General features: G+C 65.0%; 14 protein-coding genes. 6 read left to right on the top strand and 8 right to left on the bottom strand.

Annotated features, from left to right (window positions below):
* Nucleotides 1–92: 92 nt before the first annotated feature.
* Nucleotides 93–2,537 (top strand): PCI domain-containing protein, encoded by a 2,445-nt coding sequence (locus OTER_RS11735; protein ID WP_012375137.1) that lies wholly within the window; start codon nucleotides 93–95, stop codon nucleotides 2,535–2,537.
* A gap of 342 nt (nucleotides 2,538–2,879) precedes the next feature.
* Here OTER_RS11735 and OTER_RS11730 read toward each other — a convergent pair whose 3' ends face one another.
* The 5 genes from OTER_RS11730 to OTER_RS11710 all read right to left on the bottom strand — a co-directional run bounded on the left by OTER_RS11730 (nucleotide 2,880) and on the right by OTER_RS11710 (nucleotide 13,535).
* On the bottom strand, nucleotides 2,880–6,482 hold the full coding sequence (locus tag OTER_RS11730) for a TonB-dependent receptor plug domain-containing protein (protein ID WP_044891734.1): 3,603 nt from the start codon (nucleotides 6,480–6,482) through the stop codon (nucleotides 2,880–2,882).
* Nucleotides 6,483–6,716: 234 nt separating this feature from the next.
* The gene (locus OTER_RS11725) at nucleotides 6,717–7,886 is read right to left on the bottom strand and encodes a XylR family transcriptional regulator (RefSeq protein WP_148218097.1); all 1,170 of its coding nucleotides are present in this window, start codon (nucleotides 7,884–7,886) and stop codon (nucleotides 6,717–6,719) included.
* 180 nt (nucleotides 7,887–8,066) lie between these two features.
* Nucleotides 8,067–9,602, bottom strand: a complete 1,536-nt coding sequence (locus OTER_RS11720; RefSeq protein ID WP_012375134.1) for an MFS transporter — start codon at nucleotides 9,600–9,602, stop codon at nucleotides 8,067–8,069.
* Nucleotides 9,603–9,735: 133 nt separating this feature from the next.
* The gene (locus OTER_RS11715; RefSeq protein WP_012375133.1) at nucleotides 9,736–12,429 is read right to left on the bottom strand and encodes a glycoside hydrolase family 2 protein; all 2,694 of its coding nucleotides are present in this window, start codon (nucleotides 12,427–12,429) and stop codon (nucleotides 9,736–9,738) included.
* 116 nt (nucleotides 12,430–12,545) lie between these two features.
* Complete coding sequence (locus OTER_RS11710; RefSeq protein ID WP_012375132.1) at nucleotides 12,546–13,535, bottom strand: glycoside hydrolase family 130 protein; 990 nt, start codon at nucleotides 13,533–13,535, stop codon at nucleotides 12,546–12,548.
* Between the two features lie 345 nt (nucleotides 13,536–13,880).
* On the opposite strand from OTER_RS11710, the gene OTER_RS11705 reads away from it, so the two are divergent.
* From OTER_RS11705 to OTER_RS11685, 5 genes are all read left to right on the top strand, one after another.
* Nucleotides 13,881–16,274 (top strand): glycoside hydrolase family 94 protein, encoded by a 2,394-nt coding sequence (locus OTER_RS11705; RefSeq protein ID WP_012375131.1) that lies wholly within the window; start codon nucleotides 13,881–13,883, stop codon nucleotides 16,272–16,274.
* 55 nt (nucleotides 16,275–16,329) lie between these two features.
* On the top strand, nucleotides 16,330–17,271 hold the full coding sequence (locus OTER_RS11700; protein ID WP_012375130.1) for a carbohydrate kinase family protein: 942 nt from the start codon (nucleotides 16,330–16,332) through the stop codon (nucleotides 17,269–17,271).
* 103 nt (nucleotides 17,272–17,374) lie between these two features.
* A complete protein-coding gene (locus OTER_RS11695) occupies nucleotides 17,375–19,759 on the top strand; it encodes a glycoside hydrolase family 94 protein (protein ID WP_012375129.1) in 2,385 nt (794 codons plus the stop codon).
* A gap of 15 nt (nucleotides 19,760–19,774) precedes the next feature.
* A complete protein-coding gene (locus OTER_RS11690) occupies nucleotides 19,775–20,986 on the top strand; it encodes an AGE family epimerase/isomerase (RefSeq protein WP_012375128.1) in 1,212 nt (403 codons plus the stop codon).
* Nucleotides 20,987–21,426: 440 nt separating this feature from the next.
* Entirely contained in the window at nucleotides 21,427–22,704 is a 1,278-nt protein-coding gene (locus OTER_RS11685) for a glycoside hydrolase family 130 protein (RefSeq protein ID WP_012375127.1), read from the top strand.
* A gap of 64 nt (nucleotides 22,705–22,768) precedes the next feature.
* On the opposite strand, the gene OTER_RS11680 is transcribed toward OTER_RS11685, so the two are convergent.
* Genes OTER_RS11680 through OTER_RS24135 form a run of 3 tightly spaced genes read right to left on the bottom strand, consistent with a single transcriptional unit; the run spans nucleotide 22,769 to nucleotide 24,113 of the window.
* The gene (locus OTER_RS11680) at nucleotides 22,769–23,206 is read right to left on the bottom strand and encodes a hypothetical protein (RefSeq protein WP_012375126.1); all 438 of its coding nucleotides are present in this window, start codon (nucleotides 23,204–23,206) and stop codon (nucleotides 22,769–22,771) included.
* Nucleotides 23,203–23,505 carry a hypothetical protein gene (locus OTER_RS11675; protein WP_012375125.1) on the bottom strand — a complete coding sequence of 101 codons (303 nt, stop codon included), beginning with the start codon at nucleotides 23,503–23,505 and terminating at the stop codon, nucleotides 23,203–23,205. Before OTER_RS11675 ends, OTER_RS11680 begins: the two co-directional genes overlap by 4 nt.
* Nucleotides 23,502–24,113 carry an RNA polymerase sigma factor gene (locus OTER_RS24135; RefSeq protein WP_052300371.1) on the bottom strand — a complete coding sequence of 204 codons (612 nt, stop codon included), beginning with the start codon at nucleotides 24,111–24,113 and terminating at the stop codon, nucleotides 23,502–23,504. The genes OTER_RS11675 and OTER_RS24135 overlap by 4 nt, the downstream gene beginning before the upstream one ends.
* Between the last annotated feature and the right edge of the window lie 32 nt (nucleotides 24,114–24,145).

Here is a 24,145-nt window from a genome sequence, read left to right as displayed (position 1 = left end):
GCGTCCCGCCACGCGTCCGGACCGCCTCGAGGCTTGCCACCGTTTCGCGCGGCCGGATGATCGTTGCTCCGAAGACGCTCCCACCCGCTCGAATGAGTCTGCGCTTCCGCCCCATCTCCTTGCTCTGGACGATCGTGCCGGTGTGCGCGGTGGGTTTTCTGCTCTGGCTCAATGCGGTGAGGATCGAGCGGGTCCAGCACGTTTCCGCGCAGCCCGACTGGTCGGTGGACATCCCGGCGGAGGACGCGTCGTCCCCGACCGGCTACGCCGGAGGCACCCGCCGGCACATCGTTCCGGGGCCGAATCAACCGAGCTACGACTGGATCGCGCAAACCCAGCAGATGCTCGCGTCCCATTCCTGGCGGCTGCATCGCGTGGACACCGACAACGCGCCTTTCGGCTGCGAAGTGCACGCGGCGTCACCCTATCGGTGGTGGCTCGCCCTGATCGCGACGATGGATCACTGGTTTTCCGGCAAGCCGCTCGGGGTTTCGGTCGAACGGGCCGCGCTGGTCGCGGATCCACTCCTGCAACTGCTGCTGCTGATCACGGTGAGCCTGTTTGTCGGACGACAGCTGGGTGGCTTCGCCGGCGCCGCAACGGCCGCAGGGATCGCGGCGATGTTTCCTTTCGCCACGGGATTTTTGGCGGGCGCGCCAAATTCGGTGGGTCTGGCCGAAGCGTGCGGCCTCTGGAGCCTGTTGCTTCTTTTGCCCGCGGTGCGACCGGGAGTCTCGTCGGACCACGCCAGCCGCTGGTGGTTCGCCGCCGGTGTGGCGGGCGCGTGCAGCGTGTGGATCCGACCCTTGATCGGGGTAGCGTTCGTGGGCGGAGTGGCCGCGGGCGGAGTGATCGCCGCGCTGCTCGAGCGTCGCAGTTCCGCGCCGCCGCCGCCCTGGCGCGCCTGGTCCGCCGGCGGCGCGGCGATGATCCTGGCGGCTTTTCTCGTCGAATATTTCCCGTCGGAGATGGATCCGGCGCGATTGGAAGTCATTCATCCGCTTTACGGGCTGGCCTGGCTCGGCGCCGGAGAGCTGCTCGCAACCCTGGCAGGCGTCAGCCGACTCGGAGTAATCAAAACTTGGAGCATGGCACGCAAGACCGTGGCCGCAACGGGCGCGATCACCTTTGTCGTGGCCTGCGCGGTATTCGCCAGCCGTGAAAGCGGGTTCTGGAACACCGACCCGCTTGCGTCGCAGCTGACCGGGCTCGGCGACGGAATCGCGGCGCCGGGCCTGGCGGACTGGTTGCGTCGGGACGGGCTGAGCCGCGCCGCACTGGCGACGTTGCTGCCGGCGGCCGCGATCCTGGCCGGACTCGCAGTGACATGGCGCCGATTGCGTGCCGACGGATGGACTCGTGGCGTCGCGGTTCTCGTCGGTGGCGCACTCGTCACGCTCGCCGTCAGCTCGATCCAGCTGCGGGCGTGGATGACGCTGGACAGCTTTCTGATTCTGCTGCTGGCCGTGCTGGCCGGCAGCGTGGCGGTCCGGAGCGTCGCGGCCCGGCTGCTGGGCGGCGGCGTGCTCGCCGTCGTGCTATGGCCGGGTCTGCTGCACTCGCTCCCCGACCGACAAGCGCGCGGAGCGGCCGAGCTCACGTCCACCGAGGTGCGCGCAGTGATTCATCGCGATCTGGCGCACTGGTTGGCGCTGCGGTCAGACCGTAGTGGCGCGATCGCGCTCGCGTCACCGGAACTAACGACCGCGTTGATCTTTCACGGCGGGTTGCGCGGCATCGGCACACTGCGTTGGGAAAACCGCGAGGGTTTTCTCGCCGCAGCGCGCATCGCGAGCGCGACCTCGATGGACGAAGCGCTGCTGCTCCTCGAGCGACGGGCCGTGCGCTATCTCGTCGCGCCCACGTGGGATGCCTCCCTCGACAGCTACGTCACGCTCGGACTGAACGCGGCGCCGGGATCGCCGCTGCACGAGAAATCGCTGGTGGCGTCGCTCCGCCGCTGGGCGCTGCCGCCGTGGCTGCGGCCGGTACCTTATTCGCTACCGCCCATCGCCGGTTATGAAAGTGAAGCGGTGCGCGTTTTCGAAGTGCAGCAGCAGCAGGAGCCCCTCGCCAGCAGCCGGCTGGCGGAATATTTCGTCGAAACGGAGCAGCTCGAACTTGCCGCCGGCGTGCGGGAAAAACTGCTACGGTACCCCGCCAACCTCGGGGCGCTGGTGGCGCGCGCGCAGGTGGAGCGCGTGCGCAACGACACGGCGGGTTTCGAGCGCACGCTCGAGGCGATCGCGCGTGCGCTGGAGCGCGGCGGCGATCGCCGGCTTCCGTGGGAGCGGCGCGTCAACCTCGCTATCGTGTTGGCGCAGGCGAAACACTTCGATCCCGCCCGAGCACAACTGGACCGCTGCCTCGCCGAGGCAAACGCGACCGAGCTCCGCACGCTCAGCACCGGCGCGCTGTTCCGGCTGCTCGCGCTGTGCAAGTTTTTCAAGGTGGAGATCGGCGATCCACAGTTGCGGGAGCTGGCGCACGCGTTGTTGCCACCAGAGCTGCGGCAGCGGCTGGCAACCAAGGGGTGAGACTCCAATGTAGCCGGGCTCGTTGAGCCCGGCCCGGGGTCACCGACCCCGGCTACACGCGGATACACCGATCTCGCTAGCCGGACCCATGCAGTCGGGGGGGGAACCCGACATCCTCGTCAGGCTGGTTTGGAAGGAAAGCGCTTGAAGCCCGATGAGGACATCGGGCTCCACTCGTTGGTCGGCTGATTCGCCGCGAAAGCAGAGTTCGGCTGCATCGTTCCGGCCAAGAAGGACCAGTGGACACACGAATGTCGCCGGGAAGGATCACAAAAAAGCCCGGTGGCGCGAGCCACCGGGCTTCGTGATTCAATTCAGCGATTCGCTCGCTGATCTTGGGTCCTAGAACTCGAACGTATTCGTCAACGTGATCGTTCGCGGCTCCGGGATCCGGTAAGCACCCGGTTCGCCGTTCGGCTGGACCGTCACCCGGCTGAGGTGATCATTCGCGAGCAGATTACGCACGTTGAGTTGCACGCGCCACGCGACGTTCTTCCAGCCCAGGTGGCGCCGGTAGCCGACCCACCCGTCGAAGATGCCCTCGTCGGAGCCTTTGTACGGGTTGCTCACGTCGTAGCGATACGGATCGGTCGCCGTGCCGGCGCCGACCACTGGGAACCCGGTCGTATTGCGCTGCTGCCAGCGGTAGCTGCCGCCGACGTTCACCCCCTTGAGCCAGCTGATACCGCCCTGGAAATCGTAGTTGGCGACGACGTTGAAGCGCCACGGGCGAAGCTCGGGCACGTCCGCGCCTTCCAACGCGAGGAACAGGTTGTAGCCGGCCATCGTCTCGCGGGAGTATTTGCCGCGCGCGGTTTCGCCGCCGTGGCCGAACTGCCGGCCGTTCGGCGACTGCGAGTCATCCGCAGGACCCCACAGGCGCATGTCGCCCGCCGGCCCCTGGAACTCTTCCCAGCGCTGGTTGATCCAGTCCACATAGCTCTGGGCCAGATTCATGCGTGAGGCGGAGGTCTTGGCCGCGTTGACCGACACGCTGAGACCCTTGATCGGATTGGCGATGAGTTCGAACTCGTCACCCTTCGAAATCGTGTCGCCCGTGACGACGAGTCCGGACGCGCCGTAGTTGGTCGAGCCGCCACCGGTGGCGTAGTCCGTCAGCGCCCAGGCATCCTGGAACGCGGCCGGCACCTGCGTGGCGAACCACGCGTCCACCGACGCCTTCTCCCGCGCGTAGGTCGCGTCGAGTTGGGCTTGCGTGTATTGGTAGCTGCCATCCGGGTTCTGCGAGGCGAGCACGCCGTCCGGCTGCCAGGTGACCTGATGACCGTCGCTCGAAAGGCCATAGAGCGTGCTGGCGTTGCCGACGCGCGGCCCACCGGGAGCGAGCGAGTCGCGGAACTGCACCGCGGATTTCTGACCCCACGCCTCAACGGCGCCGATCAGGTATTGGGCGGAGATGCCAGCGCTATCCAGCGTCGCGTTCGTGACGGACGTCTCGTAATGCGCCCACTTGAACACCAGCCGGTCATCCAGCGCGGTGATGGCGACGCCGTATTCCTCGGTTTTGCCCGCGGGATTCGGCACCGACGCACCCATGATGTCGCGGCGACTCGAGTCGGGATTGAAATTCTCGGACTTGTTGTAGATGAGGCTCACGTCCATGCGGCCCGGCATCCTCTCGCGCCACTTCGCGGGCAGGTGCGTCACGAGGCTGTAGGTCTTCGAACGCACGGTGTTCTCCGCGCTCGAAGCTTCCGGCAGCGTCCAGTTGGGCGAGAACGGATTGACCAAGCCGCCCTGGCCCTGCGGATTCGCAGGCACGGCCGGCGGATTGCCAGCATCGCGGAAGACGTCTTCGTCCTCACGCCAGCCGAACATCGGGACGAGCGCGCCCTCCAGCCAGTAACCCTGCCAGACGACCGCCTTTGAGGTGACGATGTCCTTCGTCTTGCGCGAAGTGCGGTAGGTCTTCTGCTCGTCCGCCGCGAGGTCGTTGTTCACCGTGTCGAGCGGGAGCGTCTGCCAGGCGTTCGTCTGGTTGTTGTAGTAGCGGATCGTCTGCTGGGACGGCGCATCGATGAAGGTCTTGATCCCCTGCAGGCCGACGCCCGACGCCGACGCAGCGTTGGCCGGGATCGGCGAACCCAGGTAGACGGCGAAGATATTGTCGCGCGATGCCTGTCCGACGGCACCGTTGCCGGCGGCGGGAACGAAGGAATCGGCGATGTAGAACCGATTGTAATTCGCGCGGAAGTCATAGGTCTTCTGCCGCGCAAACAGGCCGGTGAACGTGTTTCGGCCGAAGATCTTGGCGAGCACGGAGTCACGGCCCGAGATCGTGGCGAAGTCGAGTTCGCCGAAGGCGGTGGCCCGCACCACCTCGCGCTCACTGCGATCCCAGCTGCCGCCGGAACCGCCGCCCGCGGCGTAGACCACCGGACGGAGAAAGTTCGGATTCTTCGTGCCGTCGATCAGCGTGCGCATGATGTCGATCGAGACCGCGGTAGCCGCGTTGTCGATCAGGCTCCAGTTGCCGAACTTCGCGTCCTGTTTGTCGAACGCCAGTTCGAAGCCGAGCTTGTCGTCGAAGAACGTCTGCCGGCCGGTGACGTTGAAGGCCTTGAAGTCATTGAACTGCTGCGCGTTTGGCCCGCCGAGCAGGTGATTGTAGTAATCGAAGATGCTTCGGTCCGTGAGCGACTTCGCCTTGTACGCCCCGATCGACGACCCCACCAAGCCGGCGTTGCCCGAAAAGCCGCCGACGCCCGCAGCATACTGCGTGATGCCGACGATGCCATTGTTGCCCAGCACGGTGCCGGGGATGCTCGCGTTGGTCGGCCAGTTCTGAATCTTGGTCGGGAACACGAAACCCGGCTGTCCGCCCTCGTAGGCGGTCACCACGCCATCGAACACGCGGCCACCAGGAGCGCCGAGCCACGGATCGCTCTGCGAGAGACCGACCGGGCGGCTGCCGTTGTAGTTGCCCAGATAGGCGCCGTACTGCTGGACCAGCGGATCGTTCAGATCGGTGCTCGGGCTGTAGTTGGCCGGGTCCGCCGCGCTGAAACCGACGGCGCGCTGCGCCGGGGTATAGGCGAAGAACCACGGGGTGATCGCATCGATCGGCGGCGTGTTGATCGGATCGAGCCGGGTCTGTTTGCCCTTCTCGAAGTTCGCCGTGAACGAGGTCTTCGCCGAACCGCGGTTGAGCGCCGCCGGATCGAAGCGAATCGCACCGTAGACGCGACGGTCATCCTTGTAGGCCGGGTCCTGGCGGAACTTCGTCTCGTCGTCGAGCAGCGCGATGCGGATCGCCAGCTGATTCTTGATCAGCACGTGATTCAGGTCAGCGGTCGTGCGGATCGTGCCGAAGCTGCCGATCTGGTTCTCGATCTTGTAGGCGTTCTTGAAGGCCGCCGGATTCAGGCTCGAGTTGACGATGCCCGCGGGGCTGCCGATGCCGAAGAGGATCGCGTTCGGTCCACGCTGCAGGTCAACGCGACCGACGTTGTAGGAATCCCACGGGATGTCGGTGAGGAAGAAGTCGCGCGTGTTGTCCGCCGCCGCGAGACCGCGGACGCGGGTGTTGGCCACGGGGCGATTCACGTTCTGGCTGACGAGCACCATGCCGTCGCCCTGGCCGAGGAAGTTGCCGCCCTGGCCGGCGACTTCCGTGCCCGTCGTGTAGACGAGCAGGTCTTCCATGTTGGTCGAGTTGGTATCCTCGAGGAATTTCTGCGTCACAACCGAGATCGAGGAACCGACGTCCTTCAGCTCGGTGCGGATACGGGTTCCCGCGAGGGTGGCCTTGGCGGAGTAGCCGGAGTCTTCAGCTGCTTCGACGACGAACGGAGAGAGCACGATCGTCTCGTCGGCCGTCTCCGGAGCGGGTGCGGCAGTCTGCGCGAGCAGACGAGGCGCAACAATCAGGCAAAGCGCGGACGTAGCCAAGCAGGCACGACGCCGCGCATTGTGGCGTTTCATGGGCATTTTAGGGTGTTAGGGTGGGGACTGACGACTCGGTAGAGTCATCGCTCTCCCAACGGCACGAGTCCGCCGGGATGCAGCAGCCGCACTATAGTGACCAGGCCTGCGCGAGGGAATGAGTTTAGTTACTCGTTAATTGAGTCTAGTTGCCAGCGAACTCACTCCCCTTAACTGCGCGCAAAACAAACCTGCCCGCGCGCACAAACTCGACCTCCGCCCGTCACCTTCCGGCTAGCGCTTCGGCAGATTCTTGTTCTGCACCTTTTTCCGGTAGTTGCCCGGCGAATCACCGGTCAGCCGCTTAAACACGACGCACATGTACTCGACGTGTTCGAACCCGGCGAGCTCCGCGATTTTCTTCAGCGGAAAATTTGTTTCGAAGAGCAGTTGCCGGATTTTCGCCACCTGCACGCGACGGATTTCCGCCTGCGGGGAACGCCCGATATACCGCCGGAATTTCTTCTCCAGCTGACTGCGCGACGCGAACGCCTGCTTGAGCACCTGCTCCACGCAGATGCCGTGGCACGCGTGCTCGCGAATGTAGCTCACCGCCGCCGCCACGTTACGGTCGCCCATGGCGAGAATGTCCGTCGATTGCCGCGTGACCACGCCCAAGGGTTCGATCCGGCGGTCGAGGAGCTCCGCGGTTTCGCCGGCCATCAACGCCGCGAGGTGCTCGGCAGCCTGATACCCGGATTGGAAGGCGTTCGTCGCCACGCTGGAGAGCGGTGGATACGCCAGCTCGCAGCGGATGGTGTCGTTGTTAGTGCCGAGCACCGCCACCTCCTCCGGCACGAGAAACCCCGCCGTCTGCGCCGCGCTGATCACCTGCAGCGCCCGCATGTCATTGCAGGCCATGATGGCGCAGGGCTTCGGGATTCGCTTCAACCACGGGCTCAGCGTCGCGATCTGCCGGGCATCCCAGAACGGCGTGAGGTCTCCGGGGTACGCGACGTCCTGCACGTCGCAGCTGTGGCCCGCCAGCGCGAGCGCCTCGACGAAGCCGTCGCGGCGCTCTCCCGACCACCCCTGGTCGGCAAACCCGGAGAAACCGAAATACCGGTAGCCGCGTTCGAGAAAATGCTCCGCACCGAGATGCCCGAGCGCGAGGTTGTCCGGCCGGATCTTCGCCACGCCGTCGAGGGGCGGACAGTCGTTCAAGTCCACCAACGGCAGCTTCTGCTCGGCGCACACGCGTGCCAGCGCCGGCGTCGTGTGCCGGCTGATGACGCCCTGCCACTTCTTGCTGCGAACCCAGTGCGGATCCACCTCGGCCCTCGCCTCGTCATCCAGAAACGCCGCCCACGGCCGGTGCGAGCGCTCGTAGTGCGCGATGCCTTTGAGCATGGCCGCGCATTCCTCAAAACGCGTCATGAACACGAGCAGCACGTGAGGTTTCACGGCGGCGACGGTGAAGGGTCGGTTTGGGCGACGCAAGCGCCGCCGGGAGACGTTCGCCAGCCGGTCACCATCGTTTTCGTTCTCGTCATCGTCCTCCGTTCTCTCTTCCGAACCGAGAACGAGAAAGAGAACGAGAACGACTCTGAAGACGCTCCCAGAGCGGCCCCCGCCGCTCCCAGCTCAGACCTTTCCGCGGCGTACCTCGAGCTGCTGACGGATCTCCGCCATCTTCTCCGGCGTGAGCGGGAAGAAATAAATCATCACCAGCGCCAGGAGAATGCCGGCGATCGGCACCACCGCGAGCAGGAAGCGGATCATGAACAACGTGTGTTCCGTCTGCCCGCCACCCAGCGCGGCGTCGAAGCCGGTGACGCTCAGGATCACGCCGGACGCGCCGGCGCCGAGCGCCATGCCCACTTTCATGATCCACGAGCCGCACGCAGTGAACGCGCCTTCACGCCGCTTGCCGGTTTCCAGTTCATCGTAGTCGATCACGTCGCCGCCGATCGCGCCGTCGAGCATCCAGAATCCGGCGCCGGTGAACGCGATCAACCCGGTCGCGAAAATCTGCAGCCACTTGATGTCCGGATTATACAGCCACCAGGTGGCCGCGAAGACGAACAATGCGGCGATGAGGACCGCCATCACGCCATGGCGTTTGCCCAGCCGGCGCGCGATGTACGAGAACACCGGAATGCCCAGAAACCCGAACACCATGCCGGCGATGCCCATCCGAAAATTCCATACCGCGCCTTCGCCCAGATTGCCGCGGCAGACGTAGTAGACCGTGTCGTAGTAGCCCAGCGCGCCCACCATGCTCGTGCCCATCGCATACGGCATCTTCATCAGCAGCTGCATCCGGAACGGCCGGCACTTCAACGTCATTCCGAGCGTATCGATCAGCTTCACCTTGTCCTGCTTGCTGGCGAGATTGCCGTAGTAGCGCTCGCGGATGGTGAAGAACATGACCACCGATGCGATCGCCATCAGCACGCCCAGCACCGTGCAGTAAACCTGCGCGCCGAGCAGGATGTTCGGCAGGGTGCCTTCGGGCGCCGCCTTCCACGCGGTGGCGGAGGTCAGCAGCTGCTTGATGCGCGCCCAGACGTTCTCGTTCGTGGCGCCCACCCACACCGCCATCGTCATGAACTGTGCGCCGAAGAACAGCCCGAGCTCGGCGAACTTCTGCACGCCGTTGCGGAACGACCACACACTGGTGCGCTCGTTGTAGTCGGGCGTCATCTCCGCGCCCATGCAGTCGTAGGGCACCTTGAACGCGCTCATGATCGGCAGAAACAGCGCCGACGAGCCGATCATGAACCAGAAGTAGTTCGAGATTTCGCGGCCGAAGATCGTCGTCGTGCCCCACCCCGGCCCGACCGCCACCAGCAGCGGAAAACACAGCCCGCCGATGACGCCCGCGATCAGGATGTAGGGCCGGCGCCGGCCCCAGCGCGTGCGCGTGTTGTCCGACAGCCAGCCGAAGAGCGGATCCGCGATCGCATCGAACACGCGGTTCGCAAACAGCGCCACCCCGATGAGCCACGGCGCCACGCCCAGGAAAATATTGAAAACCTGAAATCCGATGTTCGGGTAAAGCCAGTGGCCCCACATGTCGTGGAAGGTGCCGAGTCCGTAGGCGAGTTTCTGGGGCACCGGCACTTTGTCGGCATGAGCCGTGACGGTGGAGGCCTGAACCGAGGGGTTTTCTTGCATGAGCGAGCGCTGGGGGGGGGTGTTGAGAGCCTATGAGCACCGTCCCCACCGATCTACGTGGCAACCGAAAAATCGTCGGACGCCCGCGTCGGTCGCATTTCAGCAACCACGGCAGGATCGGCCTGCTCGTTTTCTAATAGCTATCGACCAACGACCGGAATGACAGCCGCCGCTTCAGTCCCGCCGCGGTCTGCGGTCTGTCGAACTCCACGATCACCGACTTTTCGTCGCCTGGGTAGAGTTCGAAATAGTTGTCGCTCGCGCGGTGGCTCACGCCGCGCAGGTCAAAGGCGAAACGGTGTTGAAACACGTCGGAGATGAAACTGAGGCGCGCCCGTGTCGGCGTTTCGAGCGCCGCGCGGGCGCGCGTCCGACCGCGCGGCAGTTCGAGAAACCGCGGCTCGGTCAGAAACACCGTGTCCTCGCTCACGCGCTGAAGCTGTTTGTTGTAGGGCGGGGTCTCCCGATCCCGCCGTCCATCGGCCACGTCGAGTGCGATTCGCACATAGATCGATTCCAGCGCATGCCGCTGCAGCACCTTCCGCAGCTCCAGCACGTGCTGCTTCACGCTCTCGCCATAACGCAGCGCAACCGGTTTCCGGCCAGCCATCAGCCTGCGCCCGTCGAGGTGTCGCACTTCCCAGACGAGAACGCCGCGCGCCGGCTCCGGCGCATCATACACGGTGCAGAGCTCGAGCGAATGAATCGAACTCCGCCGGTAGTTGCCGATAATGGTGGTTTCCTCGCCCAGCACCTTCGCGCTGACAACCGCCGGCGCGAAGAACCGTCGCGCCACATGATGCAGCGCGCGCCAGCGGCCCGTGAACTCGATCGAACTCCACGACGCCACCGGCCAGCAATCATTGAGCTGCCAGTAGAGCGCGCCCATGCAGCGCGGCTGGTTGCGCCGCCAATGCTCGACGCCCACCTGCATGCAATACGCCTGGTTGAGCTGCGACAGGTAGATGAGCGCGTCCTGTCCCTGCGGAAACCGATAGCGCCGCGACACGTAGTCTAGAATGATCTGGTTGCCGAACCGGTTCTTCTGATGGTTCTCCATCTCCGGACCGAAGACGTTGTCGTCGTGCGGCGGACAGAACATGGCGTTCGTTTCGGGCGAGCTGAAGCTCTGCATCCCAAACTCGGAGACGAACCGGAACACATACTTTTCGTAATCCTTCACCGGGTGCCGTGCGTGCCAGACGTCCCAATAGTGCGTGTCGCCGCACTGCTCGCCGTGGGCGTGCGCGTTCTCGAACTCACCCCGCCAGGGCGAGCTCGGCCAATAATCCGTCCGGGCGCCGACTGTCTGCACCACTTCCGGCAAGGTCCGATGAAAAATCTCCTCGTAGCCGCGCCGCGTCGCCGGATCCGCGAGTTCCTTCAGGTTGAGCCCGGGAATCTCGTTGTTACCGCACCACAGCGCGAGCGACGCGCGATGCCGCAGCCGCCGGACCTGAAATCCCGCCTCGTGTCTCACGCTGTCGACCAGCGCGTCGTCGGCGGGATACATCGTGCAGGCAAACATGAAGTCCTGCCACACGAGCAGCCCGTGCTCGTCGCAAAGATCATAAAACTCCTCGCTCTCGTAAATCCCGCCGCCCCACACCCGGATCATGTTCAGGTGCGCCGCCGCCGCGGCGGTGAGATCGCGCGCGTAGTCCGCGCGGCCCAAGCCGGCGACGAACGTGTGCGCCGGAATCCAGTTCGCGCCTTTCGCAAACACCGGCCGGCCATTGACGACGAACTGGAACGACTCGCCCCACTCGTCCTTGTGCCGGTCGAGCCGAATTGTGCGGAGTCCGATCCGGCGGGCCCAGCGCCCGAGTTTCGCGCCGTCCGCCGCGAGCGCCTCGACTTCAAGTCGGTAGAGCGGCTGCGCGCCGTGTCCGTTCGGCCACCAGAGCTGGGGATTCTCGATCACGATCTCCCTGCCCTCGCCCGCCTGCGCCGAAGCTGGAGCCGCGACGCCCTCGGCGCGGATTCCCGCCTTCGTGCCGCGGCGAGGTCGCCGCGGCCCCATCGCAGCCTGCGAATTCGCGGCGTTCACTAGCGTCAGTCTCCACCGCAGCGTCACATCTTTTGCCGACCGCGCGAATTCCGGTTCGAGCGTCAGCCGCACGCGGTTTCCTGGGAGCGCGGCCGCCCCCGGCCGCGTCGTTTCTGGGAGCGCGGGCATCTTGCCCGCACGATCGGAAGACGGGCGGCGTCCCCGCGCTCCCTCTTCGTGCTCCTGGGTCACCTTTACGCTCTCCAGCCGATTGCCGGACCACGCTTCCAGCCGGATATCGCGCCAGATGCCGGCCGTCACAAAGCGCGGACCCCAGTCCCAGCCGAACTGGCACTGCTGTTTGCGAATCACCACGCACCGGCCCACCGGGTCGTTGATCTCGCGCGGGTGATGCTCGGGCCGACTGCGCCGGATGTAGTGCATCGCGCTTTCGAACCGCACCCGCAGTTCGTTTTTCCCGCGCCGCAGCTGCGAGCGCACGTTCCAGCGCTGGCCAAGGAACATGTTTTCCGTGCGGCCGATCTCCGCGCCGTTCAGCCACACGGTCGCCACGGTGTCCAGTCCGTCGGCCACGAGCTCGACGACTTCTTCGCGCAGCAAATCCGAATGCACCGTGAAGCTCGCACGATACTCCCAGTCGCGCTCCTCGATCCACTGCAGCTGGGCTTCGTTGCTCGACCAGAACGGATCCGGGATCAGCCCGTGCCGCCGCAAATCGCGATGCACGCAGCCCGGCACGATCGCATCGCGCCAGACGGATCCTTGGGTGGCATCCCGAAAACGCCACGGGGCCGTGGCCAAAGGAAGGACGTGCATGGAAGGTAGCGCAGGTTATCCTTAACCCGCCGGATTCGGGAATCTGCTTTGGTTGTGCGCAGAAGTAACGGCGCGTGAGGGATAACGCGCCCCACCTGTTGTGCCGCGGCTCTCGCTTACCGTTTCAGCGGGTTGTCCTTGATGAACTGAACGATGTCCTGCGCGTTGCCGAAGGCCAGCGCCGAGAACGTGTCCGCCGCGCCGTAGTAGATCGCGAGCTTGCCGGTCTTCGCATCGCACAGCAGTCCGACGGGGAAGCACACGCCCGGCACGAAGCCCTTGAGCTCATATTCCGCCTCGGGACACAGCAGCGCCTGGTTCGCACACGCGACGACCTTCCACGGCTGCTCGAGGTCGAGCAGCATCGCGCTGATCGAATAAACGAACCCGTTGCAGGTGCTCGTCACCGCGTGATAAATCAGCAGCCAACCCTCGCTGGTCTCGACCGGCGACGGCCCCGCGCCGATCTTCTGCCCCTGGAACCACGGCCAGCCGCGACCCATCACGTGGCGGTGTTTGCCCCAATAAACGAGATCCGGGCTTTCACTCAGGAAGATGTCGCCGAACGGCGTGTGCCCGGTGTCGGAAGGCCGGCTCAACATCAGGAACTTGCCGTTGATCCGCTTGGGAAACAGCACGCCGTTGCGATTATACGGCAGAAACGCGTTCTCGAGCTGCTCGAAGGCGACAAAATCTTTCGTCTTCGCGATGCCGATCGTCGGGCCGTGATAGCCATTGCACCAGGTGACGTAGTGCGTGCCTTCGATCTCCGTCACGCGCGGGTCATAGGCATATTCATGCTTCCGTACTTCCGGATCATCGCATTTGAAATCGATCGGCTTGGGTTCGAAGGTGAACTTGTAGCCGTCGGGACTGCGCCCCACGTGCAGGTGCGGCACGCGATCCATGCCCTCGGTGCGGAACACGCCGATGAAACCGCCCTGCCAGGGCACCACCGCGCTGTTGTAGATCCCGGTCACACGCGGCAGCGGCCGCCGGCCAATCACCGGATTGGCGTCGTAGCGCCACAGCAGGTCTTGGTTTCCGGCAGGACGGGGCTGCCAGGGAATATTGGGAATCTCGGGACCGACGATCGATAGCTTCATGGAAAACAGTCAGTAGGTTACGGGGTAAAAGGTCTTGATGAGCGCCGAAGGTGCAGCGGTCCGCCCTAAGCAGTCAACCGCACGCACTCCGACTCGACGGACTTTCCATCTTACCCGGTTTGGCCGCACGCGGAAAGGAGACTGGTTGCAACAGCATTAAGACGGGTTTCCGGTCCGGAGCACGTGGGTGGTCGCGTCCGCTGAGAGTCGTGGCACGGGCGTCTCGCCCGTGATTTCATGGGTGCGCCGCCCAAGCCACCACAATAAACTCAGCGCGCGTGCAAACAAACTCAGCAGCGCGGGATTGCCTGTGCGGCGCGTGACGCCTGAATCACCCCTCACCCCATGAACTACGGCACCTTTGACGACGCTGCCCGCGAATATGTGATCACGCGTCCGGACACACCGCGCGCGTGGTCCAACTATCTCGGTTCACGCCGCTACGGCGCGATCATCACCAACCACGCCGGCGGCTACAGCTTCACGCGCTCGCCCGCGGAGGGCCGCTTCCTGCGCCACCGCTACAACGCCGTCCCGATGGATCTGCCCGGCCGGCAATTCTACCTGCGTGACCGCGACAGCGGCGACTTCTGGTCCGCCGCGTGGCAGCCGGTCGGCAAGCCGCTCGACGAATTCAAGTCCACCACCCGCTTTGGTCCCGGCTACGCGGTGATCGAGAGTGCGTGGCGCGGCATCACGTCGGAGGCGACGTACTTCGTCCCGCTCGATCAGGATTTCGAATACTGGCGGCTCCGCGTCACCAACCCCGGCAGCGCGACGCGGAAACTCAGCGTGTTCTCCTACTGCGAATTCACCACCGAGTGGAACCTGATCCAGGACACGCTGAACCTGCAATATGCCCAATATATCTCCGACGCGGTGTGGCGCGACGGGATCATTCTCGCGTCGTCCTGCAAGCGGCTGCCGGAGGATCCGCAGAATTTCGCCAATCACGACCAGTCGCGCTGGTGGTGGATGACGCAGCTCGGCGGCACGATCGCCGGCTTTGATTGCGAGCGCGAAAAGTTCCTCGGCGTCTATCGCAGCTACGATCGTCCCGAAGCGGTCGAGCGCGGGGCCTGCGGCAATCACGAGCACTTTTCCGACAACGGCTGCGGCGCGATCCAAAGCGATCTCGAGCTCGCACCCGGCGAATCCGCCGATGTCCTCGTTCTGCTAGGCATCGGCCAGGGACCGAAGGCGAAATCCGTCCGCGCGAAATTCGGCCACGTCGCCGCCTGCGAGCGCGAATTGGCGAAGCTGAAGCAGCATTGGCACGCGCTGCTCGACACGATGCAGGTGAAGACCCCCGACGCGGACTTCGATCACATGACGAACGTCTGGGGCGCCTACAACGCGCTGATGACGTTCGAGTGGTCGCGCTCGTGTTCGCTCGTCTACACCGGCGATCAGCGCGACGGCTTCGGCTTCCGCGACACCGTGCAGGATTTTCTCGGCGTCACCGGCATGATGCCCGACGCCGTGCGCGAACGGATGGTGCTGATGCTTTCGGGCCAGGACTCCACCGGCGGCGCGCAGCCGGAGATCCGGCCGTGGTCGCACGCGCCCGGCAAGATGAAGCCCACACCGCCGCACCACTACCGCAGCGACGATTGCCTGTGGTTTTTCAACTCCGTGCCGGCCTACGTCGCGGAAACCGGCGACGTGGAGTTCTACAACGAAGTCGTGCCCTACGCCGACAAGGGCAAGGACACGGTCTTCGGCCACCTGCGGCGCGCGCTCGAGTTCAACCTCACGCGCACGGGTCGCAACGGGCTGCCCTGCGGGTTGCTCGCCGACTGGAACGATTGCCTGAAACTCGGCTACAAGGGCGAATCGGTTTTCGTCACCTTCCAGGTTCGCTACGGACTGCAGGTGTTGGCCGACCTCGCGGCGAAGCTCGGCAAGCCCAAGGACCAGAAATGGGCGCTCGCCGAACTCGCCAAGCTCGACAAGAAGATCGCCAAGGTCTGCTGGGACGGCGGCTGGTTCATCTGGGCCATCGCGGAAGACGGCACGGTGTTCGGCACGAAGAAGGCGAAGGAGGGCAAGGTTTACCTGAACACGCAGTGCTGGGCGATCCTCTCCGGCGCCGCCACGCCCGAGCAGACGGACAAGGCGCTCGCGGCGGTGAAGAAGCACCTCTCGTCCGAGTACGGCGTCGCGCTCTGCAACCCGCCCTTCGCCAAGACGCCGGTGAAAGTGATGCGCGCGGTGCTCTTCAACCCGGGCAACAAGGAGAACGGCGGAATCTTCTCGCACACCCAAAGCTGGGTCGTGCTCGCCGAAATCGCGCGCGGCAACGGTGACGAAGCGTACCGCTACTACCGCGCCTTCATGCCGGCCGCGCAGAACGACCAGGCGGAAATCCGCGAGATCGAGCCCTACGTTCACTGCCAGAGCACGCACGCCCCGGCGTCGAAAAAGTATGGCCGCTCGCGCGTGCCGTGGCTGTCGGGTACGGCGTCGTGGTCGCACTTCACCGCCACGCAGCACATCCTCGGCATTCGGCCGGAGATCGAAGGCCTGCGCATCGATCCGTGCATCCCGAAGTCGTGGCCCGGCTTTTCCGTGAAGCGCGTATTCCGCGGAAAAACGCTCCACATCGAGGTAAAGAATCCGCGCGGAGTTTCGCGTGGTGTGAAATCGCTCACGCTGAATGGCACGCCGATCGCAGGAAACCTGCTCCCCGCCAAGCTGCTGAAGAACGGCGTCACGATCGTCGCCGAGCTCGGCTGAGCTGCTCTCCTATTCGTCCCATTCGATCCCATAGGTCCTATCCTCCCCCGCCCCCATGCCTGACGTCTACTGCTTCGGCCACGTGAGCACCGGGACGATCGTGCGCCTGAAGGCACGCTATCCGGCACCCGACGGTTACGCCGAGATCGCCGAGACCCTCGAAAACCACTGCGGTGAAGCCGCGGGCTCCTCCATGGTGCTGGCGCGACTCGGCGCCACGGTCTCGCTCGAGGGCAATTGGATCGGCGACAACCCCGAGTGCCGTCGCACGCTGGCGTTTCTTCAGTCGCGCGGCATCGACTGCGCCGGACTCGTCGTCAAACCCGGCTACCGCGGCGCCACGGAAATCGTGATCTCCGATGGCGGGTCGCGCACGGTGTTCGGCCGCTACGTCGACCTGCTCTTCACCACGCCGCAGTGGAATCCGCCCACCACCTCGCGCATTCGCGCCGCGAAAATCGTGTGCGTCGACCCGGCGTTCGGCGACACCACGCTGGCGGTTGCGCGCACCGCCAAGGCCGCCAACCTGCCCGTGGTCACCTGCGACGCCCGCGCCGATGCGCCGCTGCACGCGCTGGCCGACGTGAATATTGTCTCGAACGAGCTGATTCACCGCGAATACCCCGACGCCGCCAAATCGCCTGCGGCGCGCGAGAAGCTGTTTGCCGACTACCTGCAGCGTTCATCCGGTCTTGTCGTTTTCACCAGCGGCTCGCAACCACTGTGGTATGCGCGCGGCGGCGAGCCCGCGAACGCGCGTCGCGAACTCGCCGCGTTCAAAGTCACCGTCGTCGACAGCGCCGGCGCGGGCGACAGCTTTCGCGGCGGCCTCATCTACGGCCTGCTCCGCGGCTGGAGCGACGAGCGTTCACTCCAGTTCGCCAGCGCGGTCGCGGCCCTCGTGTGCACCACGGCGCCCGGCTGCGTGGCCTCGCCCACCCTCGCCGAAGTGCGCGCCTTCCTGGCCGATCGCGGCGTCGCGCTGCCCGACTGGTAGGGACGGCTCCCCGAGCCGTCCGCGGATCGCTCGGAGAGCGATCCCTACCTCAACTTTTCTCCTGCTCTAGACTCTCAGCTCTTCGCTCTAGACTTCCCCTCTCATGCACTACGGCCATTTCGACGACAAAGCCCGCGAGTATGTGATCACGCGCCCGGACACCCCGCGCCCGTGGTCCAACTATCTCGGCTCAACCGAATACGGTGCGATCATCACCAACCACGCGGGCGGTTACTCCTTCTACAAGAGCGGCGCCACCGGCCGTTTTCTCCGAATGCGATTCAACAGCGTGCCGCTCGACCAACCCGGCCGCTTGTTCTATCTGCGCGATCAGGAGAACGGCGACTTTTGGTCCACGTCGTGGCAGCCGGTCGGCAAGCCGCTCGATAAATACAAATCCACCTGCCGGCACGGCATGGGCTACACCATCATCGAGAGCCGCTACGCCAGCATCACGACGGAAGCGACCTACTTCGTGCCACTCGGCCAGACCTTCGAATATTGGCGGCTGCGCGTGACCAACAAGTCGAAGCGCGAGCGAAAGCTGTCGCTCTTCACCTACTGCGAATTCGCCAACCTGTGGTCCACCTTCCAGGACCTCGTGAACCTGCAGTATTCGCAGTTCATCACCCGCGCGACGCTCGAGGACGGGATTCTCGGCATCACCTGCAATCCGAACTTCGATTTCGATGGCCAGGACCTCACCAGCTGCAACCGGACCTGGATGGCCCTGAGCGGCACGCCGCTCGCCGGCGTCGAGACGACGCGCGAACGTTTCTGCGGACCTTACGGGGGCTATGCCGCGCCCGACGCGGTCGTGAAGGGCCGTTGCTCCAACTTCCTCGGCGAAGGTGACAACATCGTCGGCGGCCAGCAGGCCGATCTCACCCTTGCGCCGGGCGAGACCAAGGAAGTCTTCGTGTTGCTCGGGCTCGGCACGGTGAAGTCGCATGGCTGGAAAACCGTCGCCGAGTTCGGCAACCCCGCACGCTGCGAGGAGGAATTCCGGAAGCTGAAGGCCTCGTGGCACGCGCCGCTGAAGAACCTGCAGGTCGAAACCCCCGACGCGAACTTCGACGCGATGATCAACACCTGGAACGCCTACAACGCGCTGATCACCTACTCATGGTCGCGCTCCGCCTCGCTCGTCTACAACGGGGAGCGCGACGGGCTCGGATTCCGTGACACGGTGCAGGACATCCTTGGCGCCACGCCGCTCCTGAAGGACGGCGTACAGTCACGGCTCGAGCTGATGCTCACGGGCCAGCTCGCTAACGGTGGCGCGATTCCCGTCATCAAGCCGTTTTCGCATCAGCCGGGCAAGGAACCGCCGCCACCAGATCACGAATACCGCTCCGACGACTGCCTGTGGTTCTTCAATACCATCCCGGCCTACGTGGCCGAGACCGGTGACATCGATTTCTACTCGAAGGTCCTGCCTTACGCCGACCGTGGCGAAGCCACGGTGCTGGGCCATCTGCGCCGCGCGCTGGAATTCAACCTCGAACGTACCGGCCGCAACGGTCTGCCCTGCGGGCTCGCCGCGGACTGGAACGACTGCATCCGACTCGGCTACCACGGCGAGAGCGTGTTCGTCGCCTTCCAGGTTCGTTACGGCTTGGACGTCTACGCGGGCATTGCCGAAAAACTTGTCCAGCCCGGCGAAGCCGACTGGGCGCGCGCGGAGCTCGCGAAACTCGACGAGAAAATCCAAAAAACCTGCTGGGACGGCGAGTGGTTCATCTGGGCGATTGGCCAGGACGGCACGATCTACGGGACGAAGAACTTCCCCGAAGGGCAGGTCTACATGAACACGCAGGCGTGGGCGATCCTCTCGGGCGCGGCCACGCCGGCGCAGACGAAGCAGGCGCTCGCGACGATGCGGGAAAAACTCGCGACACCTTACGGGCTCATGCTCTGTGCGCCGCCGTTCATCAAAGCGAACCCGGAAATCATGAAGGCCACGCTCTTCAACGCGGGCATCAAGGAAAACGCCGGCATCTTCTCGCACACGCAGAGCTGGGCCGTGATGGCCGAGTGCCTGCAGGGCAACGGCGACCAGGCTTACGCCTACTACCGCGCGTTCATGCCGTCGGCCTACAACGATCGCGCCGAGATCCGCCAGGTCGAACCCTACGTCCACTGCCAGACCACCTACTCGCGCTACAACGTAAACGAAGGCGCCTCGCGCGTGCCGTGGCTCAGCGGCACGGCGTCGTGGGCCTACTACAGCGCCACGCACTGGATCCTCGGCATCCGGCCGGAAGTCGACGGACTGCGCATTGCTCCGTGCATCCCGAAAAACTGGCCCGGATTCAAGATGCGCCGCAACTTCCGCGGCCGGCTGATCACGATCGAGGTGCAGAACCCGCACGGCGTCTCCTCCGGCGTGCGCTCGCTCACGCTCGATGGCAAGCCGCTCGAGGGCGACCTCGTCCCCGCCGGCCGGATCAAACCCAACTCAAAAATCGTCGCGATCCTCGGCTAGCCTTCTGCCTCTCCAATGCCTTCGTTCGACTTAACCGACTACGCCGCTCGGATCGAATCCGACCTGCGCTCCAACATCCTCGCGTTCTGGATCCGTCACGTCGTCGACCACGAACGCGGCACGTTCTTCGGTGCGCTCACGAACGAGCTCACCGTGGACTGCAACGCCGAGCGCGGGGCACTCCTCACCTGCCGGATCCTCTGGACCTTCTCCGCCGCTTACCACCGCTACGGCGACTCCGACTATCGCGCGATGGCCGACCGCGCTTATGCGGATCTGCTGACGAACTTCGCCGACGGCGACTGCGGCGGATTCTACTGGTCGATCGCCGCCGACGGGCGCGTGCTCCGCGATCGCAAACAGGTTTACGGGCAGGCGTTCGCCATCTACGCACTGGCGGAATACTATCGCTCCACCGGCGAGCCCGCCGCGCTGCACACCGCGATCGCTGTCTTCCGCTTGCTGGAAAAATACGCCCGCGACTCGAACTACGGCGGCTATCTCGAGGCGTTCTCGCGCTCCTGGCAGCCGATCGCCGACATGCGGCTGAGCGACGTCGACCTCAACGAGCCCAAGTCGCAGAACACGCACCTGCACGTGATGGAGGCCTACACCAACCTTCTCCGCGTGTGGCCCGATGCCTCCCTGCGGCGCGCTCAGACCCGACTGCTCGAGACGATGCTCGACCGGATCGTGAATCCGGAAACCTGCCACCTCGGACTGTTCTTCGCCCATGATTGGTCACTGCGTTCCGACAAGATTTCCTATGGCCACGACATCGAGGCGGCTTGGCTCTTCACCGAGGCCGCAGAGGTGTTGGGCAACAGTTCGCTCACGGCGCGGATTCACCCGCTCGCCGTCCGGATCGCCGACGTGACGCTTGCCGAAGGCGTCGATGCCGACGGCGGCATCTACAACGAGGGCGGCCCGCGCGGGCTAACCGACACGAACAAGGAGTGGTGGCCGCAAGCCGAAGCGGTGGTCGGGTTCCTCAACGCTTACGCGCTGTCGCACGACGAGCGCCACTTGCAAGCGGCGCTGCGTTGCTGGGATTTCATCGATCAGCGTTTGATCGACAAACAACGCGGCGAATGGCTGCGCGGCGTGACGCGTGACGGCAAGGTGCTCGCGGATCAGCTCAAGGTGAGTTTCTGGAAATGCCCGTATCACAATGGCCGCACGGGTTTGGAAGCGCCTGCCCGGCTGCGCGCGCTGGCTCGCAGGTAGCACCAGGCGATAGGCGTAAGCTTTAGGCCAAGCCTCGGGAGCGCGGCCGCCCTCGGCCGCTCTGGGATTCCGAACCCGGAAATTTCATGAACAGGAGTGAAGCTCAGTCCGAAATTTCCGTCCGCCTGCGGCGGAGCGACCTTGTCGCGGCTAGCCCCGACAGAGTCGGCCCGGAGGGCGGATATTTCACGAACTTCGTGAAATATCCGGGCTAACTTCCACCGCCCTGACAGGCTTTCTCCGTCGGGTTTCTGGGGACGCGACGCCCTCGTCGCGTCGATGTCTCCAATCCTCATCAATCCGCTGCGACAAGGGCATCGCGGCCCCACGTCTCGGCTCGCTTTGGTTCTTAATTCCTGTCGCGGCATTCTCAATTCTCCGCGCTAGACTCTCCGCTCTCGGCTCTAGACTCTGAACTCATTCTCAAGACTCTCCGCACCATGAAATCCAAGTCCGCCCCGAAATTCTCCAAATCCGCCGCGCACGCGTCCACCACGTCAGCCGCACGCAAACCGGCCGCCAAGCCCGCCGCACCCGCGTCCAACAAGCTCTTCACCGCACGCGTGAAGGCGGTCCGCGCCGCCCATGAGAAATTTCTCAAGCGCAAGAACCCGGTCGAGACCGACTGGGAAAACGGCGTCTACGAGCGGTTCAAATATCCCGTCCTCACCGCCCATCACGTGCCGCTCGAGTGGCGCTACGATTTCAACCCGGCCACGAATCCGTTCTTCATGGAGCGACTGGGCGTCGGCGGCGCCTACAACCCGGGCGCGTTTTTCTGGAACGGCAAGGCCCACCTCGTCGCGCGCATCGAAGGCGCCGACCGCAAGAGCTTCTTCGCCATCGCCGAGTCGCCCAACGGCGTCGACAACTTTCGGTTCTGGGACGAGCCCTGCGACATCCCCGAAATGCCCGGCGAGACGAATCTCTACGACATGCGCGTGACGTTCCACGAGGACGGCTGGATCTACGGCGTGTTCTGCTCGGAATCGAAAGACCCGAACGCACCGCATGGCGACCTCTCCTCGGCCGTCGCGCAGGCCGGCATGGTGCGTACGAAGGATTTCAAGAAATGGGAACGACTGCCGAACCTGAAGACGCCCGCCTCGCAGCAGCGCAACGTCGTGCTTCATCCCGAGTTCGTCGGCGGAAAATACGCGTTCTACACGCGGCCGATGGACGGATTCATCGACGTCGGCTCGGGCGGTGGCATTGGCTGGACGCTGTGCGATGACATCACGACGGGCGTGACCGGACCGGAGAAGATCATCGAGGAGCGCGCCTACCACACGATCAAGGAGGTGAAGAACGGCCAGGGCCCGGCACCGGCCAAAACGGACAAGGGCTGGCTGCATCTCGCGCACGGCGTCCGCGGTTGCGCCGCCGGCCTCCGCTACACGATCTACATGTTCATGACGTCGCTCGAGGATCCCTCGAAGCTGATCGCGCGTCCCGGCGGCCATCTCATCTCACCGCGGTTCACCGAACGCGTCGGCGACGTGTCGAATGTCACCTTCACCAACGGCTGGATCCGGATGCCGGATGACACCGTGATCATTTACTACGGTGGCTCCGACACGCGCTGCTACGCCGCGCGCACCTCCGTGGCGAAGCTCGTCGACTGGTGTCTCAACACGCCGGAAGATGGATTCACGACGCGGAAGTCCGTCGATCAGCGGCTCGCGCTCATCCGCGCCAACCGGCAGCTGCTCGGCTGACGATTACGCCTGCGCGGGAGCGCGGCCAGCCCGGCCGCCGTCTGGCAACTGGTGGACTCGTCCGCTACTCCGGCTCTTGCGCTTCCGGACCAGCCGGGGTTCGCAGACCGAGCCGCTCGAAGCGGCGCACCATGATTTCGCGGAACTGCGCGCGTTTCTCCGGCGGCAGTTCCGCCGCAATTCGCCGCATCGAGCTACGCAGCTCCGCCCGCGCGTTTCGCAATGCTTCACGTCGCATCGTGCGCAGATTCGCCGCCGACTCATCAAGGATCGCCTGCACGCGCTGCGCCTCGTCTGGCGTCAGCTGGAGGTTCTTGCGGAGATCGGCGCCAATCCGCACTGCGGCGCGTTCCGCGAGCCCGGCCGGGGCGCCCGGCCCGCCTTGTAGTGAACGGCGCACCGCCCGCGCACCCAACCACGTCACGCTCGCGCCGCCCACGACGACGCCCAGCACAAAAATGACGGCTGCAATCAGCCAGCCGCGCCATCGGATCGGATTCATGGAACACCTCCGGTCGTTTCGACGATCATCTCCGCCCAGGGCAGCGCCTGCCACAGGCTCCAGGCTTCCCAGCTCGCAACGCCGCCGAGCAGCAGTGTCGCGGCGAGGCACGCAGGCACTGCCCGCGATCCTGCGAACAAGCTGGCCAGCTCGACGAGCCAGCCCGGCCGCGGTGCCACCGTCGCGGTGCGCACCGCGCGCAGCAAGGCCTCGACGTCCACCGGCGGCGCGACGTCGTTGCGGGCCCGGGCGACTCGCGCGGCCCACGCGGGCTCAGGTTTCGATTCAGGATCTTTCATGATGTTTGAAGAAGTTTTCGCAGCTGGCGTCGCGCGCGCCAGGCGCGGAGTTTCGTAGCCGTCACAGTCCAGCCAAATTGCGCCGCGATGTCCGCGAGCGGCCATCCTTCGAGGTAGTGCAGTGTGAGCAGCGTCTGCTCGTCGGGAGAAAGTTGGGCGAGCGTGGCTTTCACCTCGTTCGCCGCCGCCCGCGCCGCCGGATCGGCGCCTGGTTCCACAGGTTCGGGCAGCAGTTCACCCAGCGGAGACGTCGCCGGCTCCGCGGTCCAACGACGCCGCACCGCCTGGCGGCGAAAATAGTCCCGACCGACGTTCGTCGCGATCCGTAGCAGCCAGCGTGCGAACGGCTGCGCCGGCTGCCAGTCGGGCAACCCACGGACCATCCGCAGAAACGTCTCCTGCACCAAATCATCGAGATCCGCCCGCCTGCGCGCGAACCGCCACAGCAGCCGCGCGACCGCGGCTTGATGGCGCAGCACGAGGCCCTGCATCGCGGCCACGTCGCCGGCCCGCGCGCGCAGCGCCCACGCGGCATCCGTGTCGGCGCTCGCAGCGTCGGGCGTCGCGTCACTGTCGTCGCGGGGTGCATGGTCTGCAGCCGGATTCACTCGCAGCAAAGTTGTCTCCCCACGGTGCGCCG

This window comes from Opitutus terrae PB90-1 (assembly GCF_000019965.1).
GTDB lineage: Bacteria > Verrucomicrobiota > Verrucomicrobiia > Opitutales > Opitutaceae > Opitutus > Opitutus terrae.
Note: the sequence above shows the minus strand (reverse complement) of the source record. Positions and strands in the feature narration are given on the sequence as shown.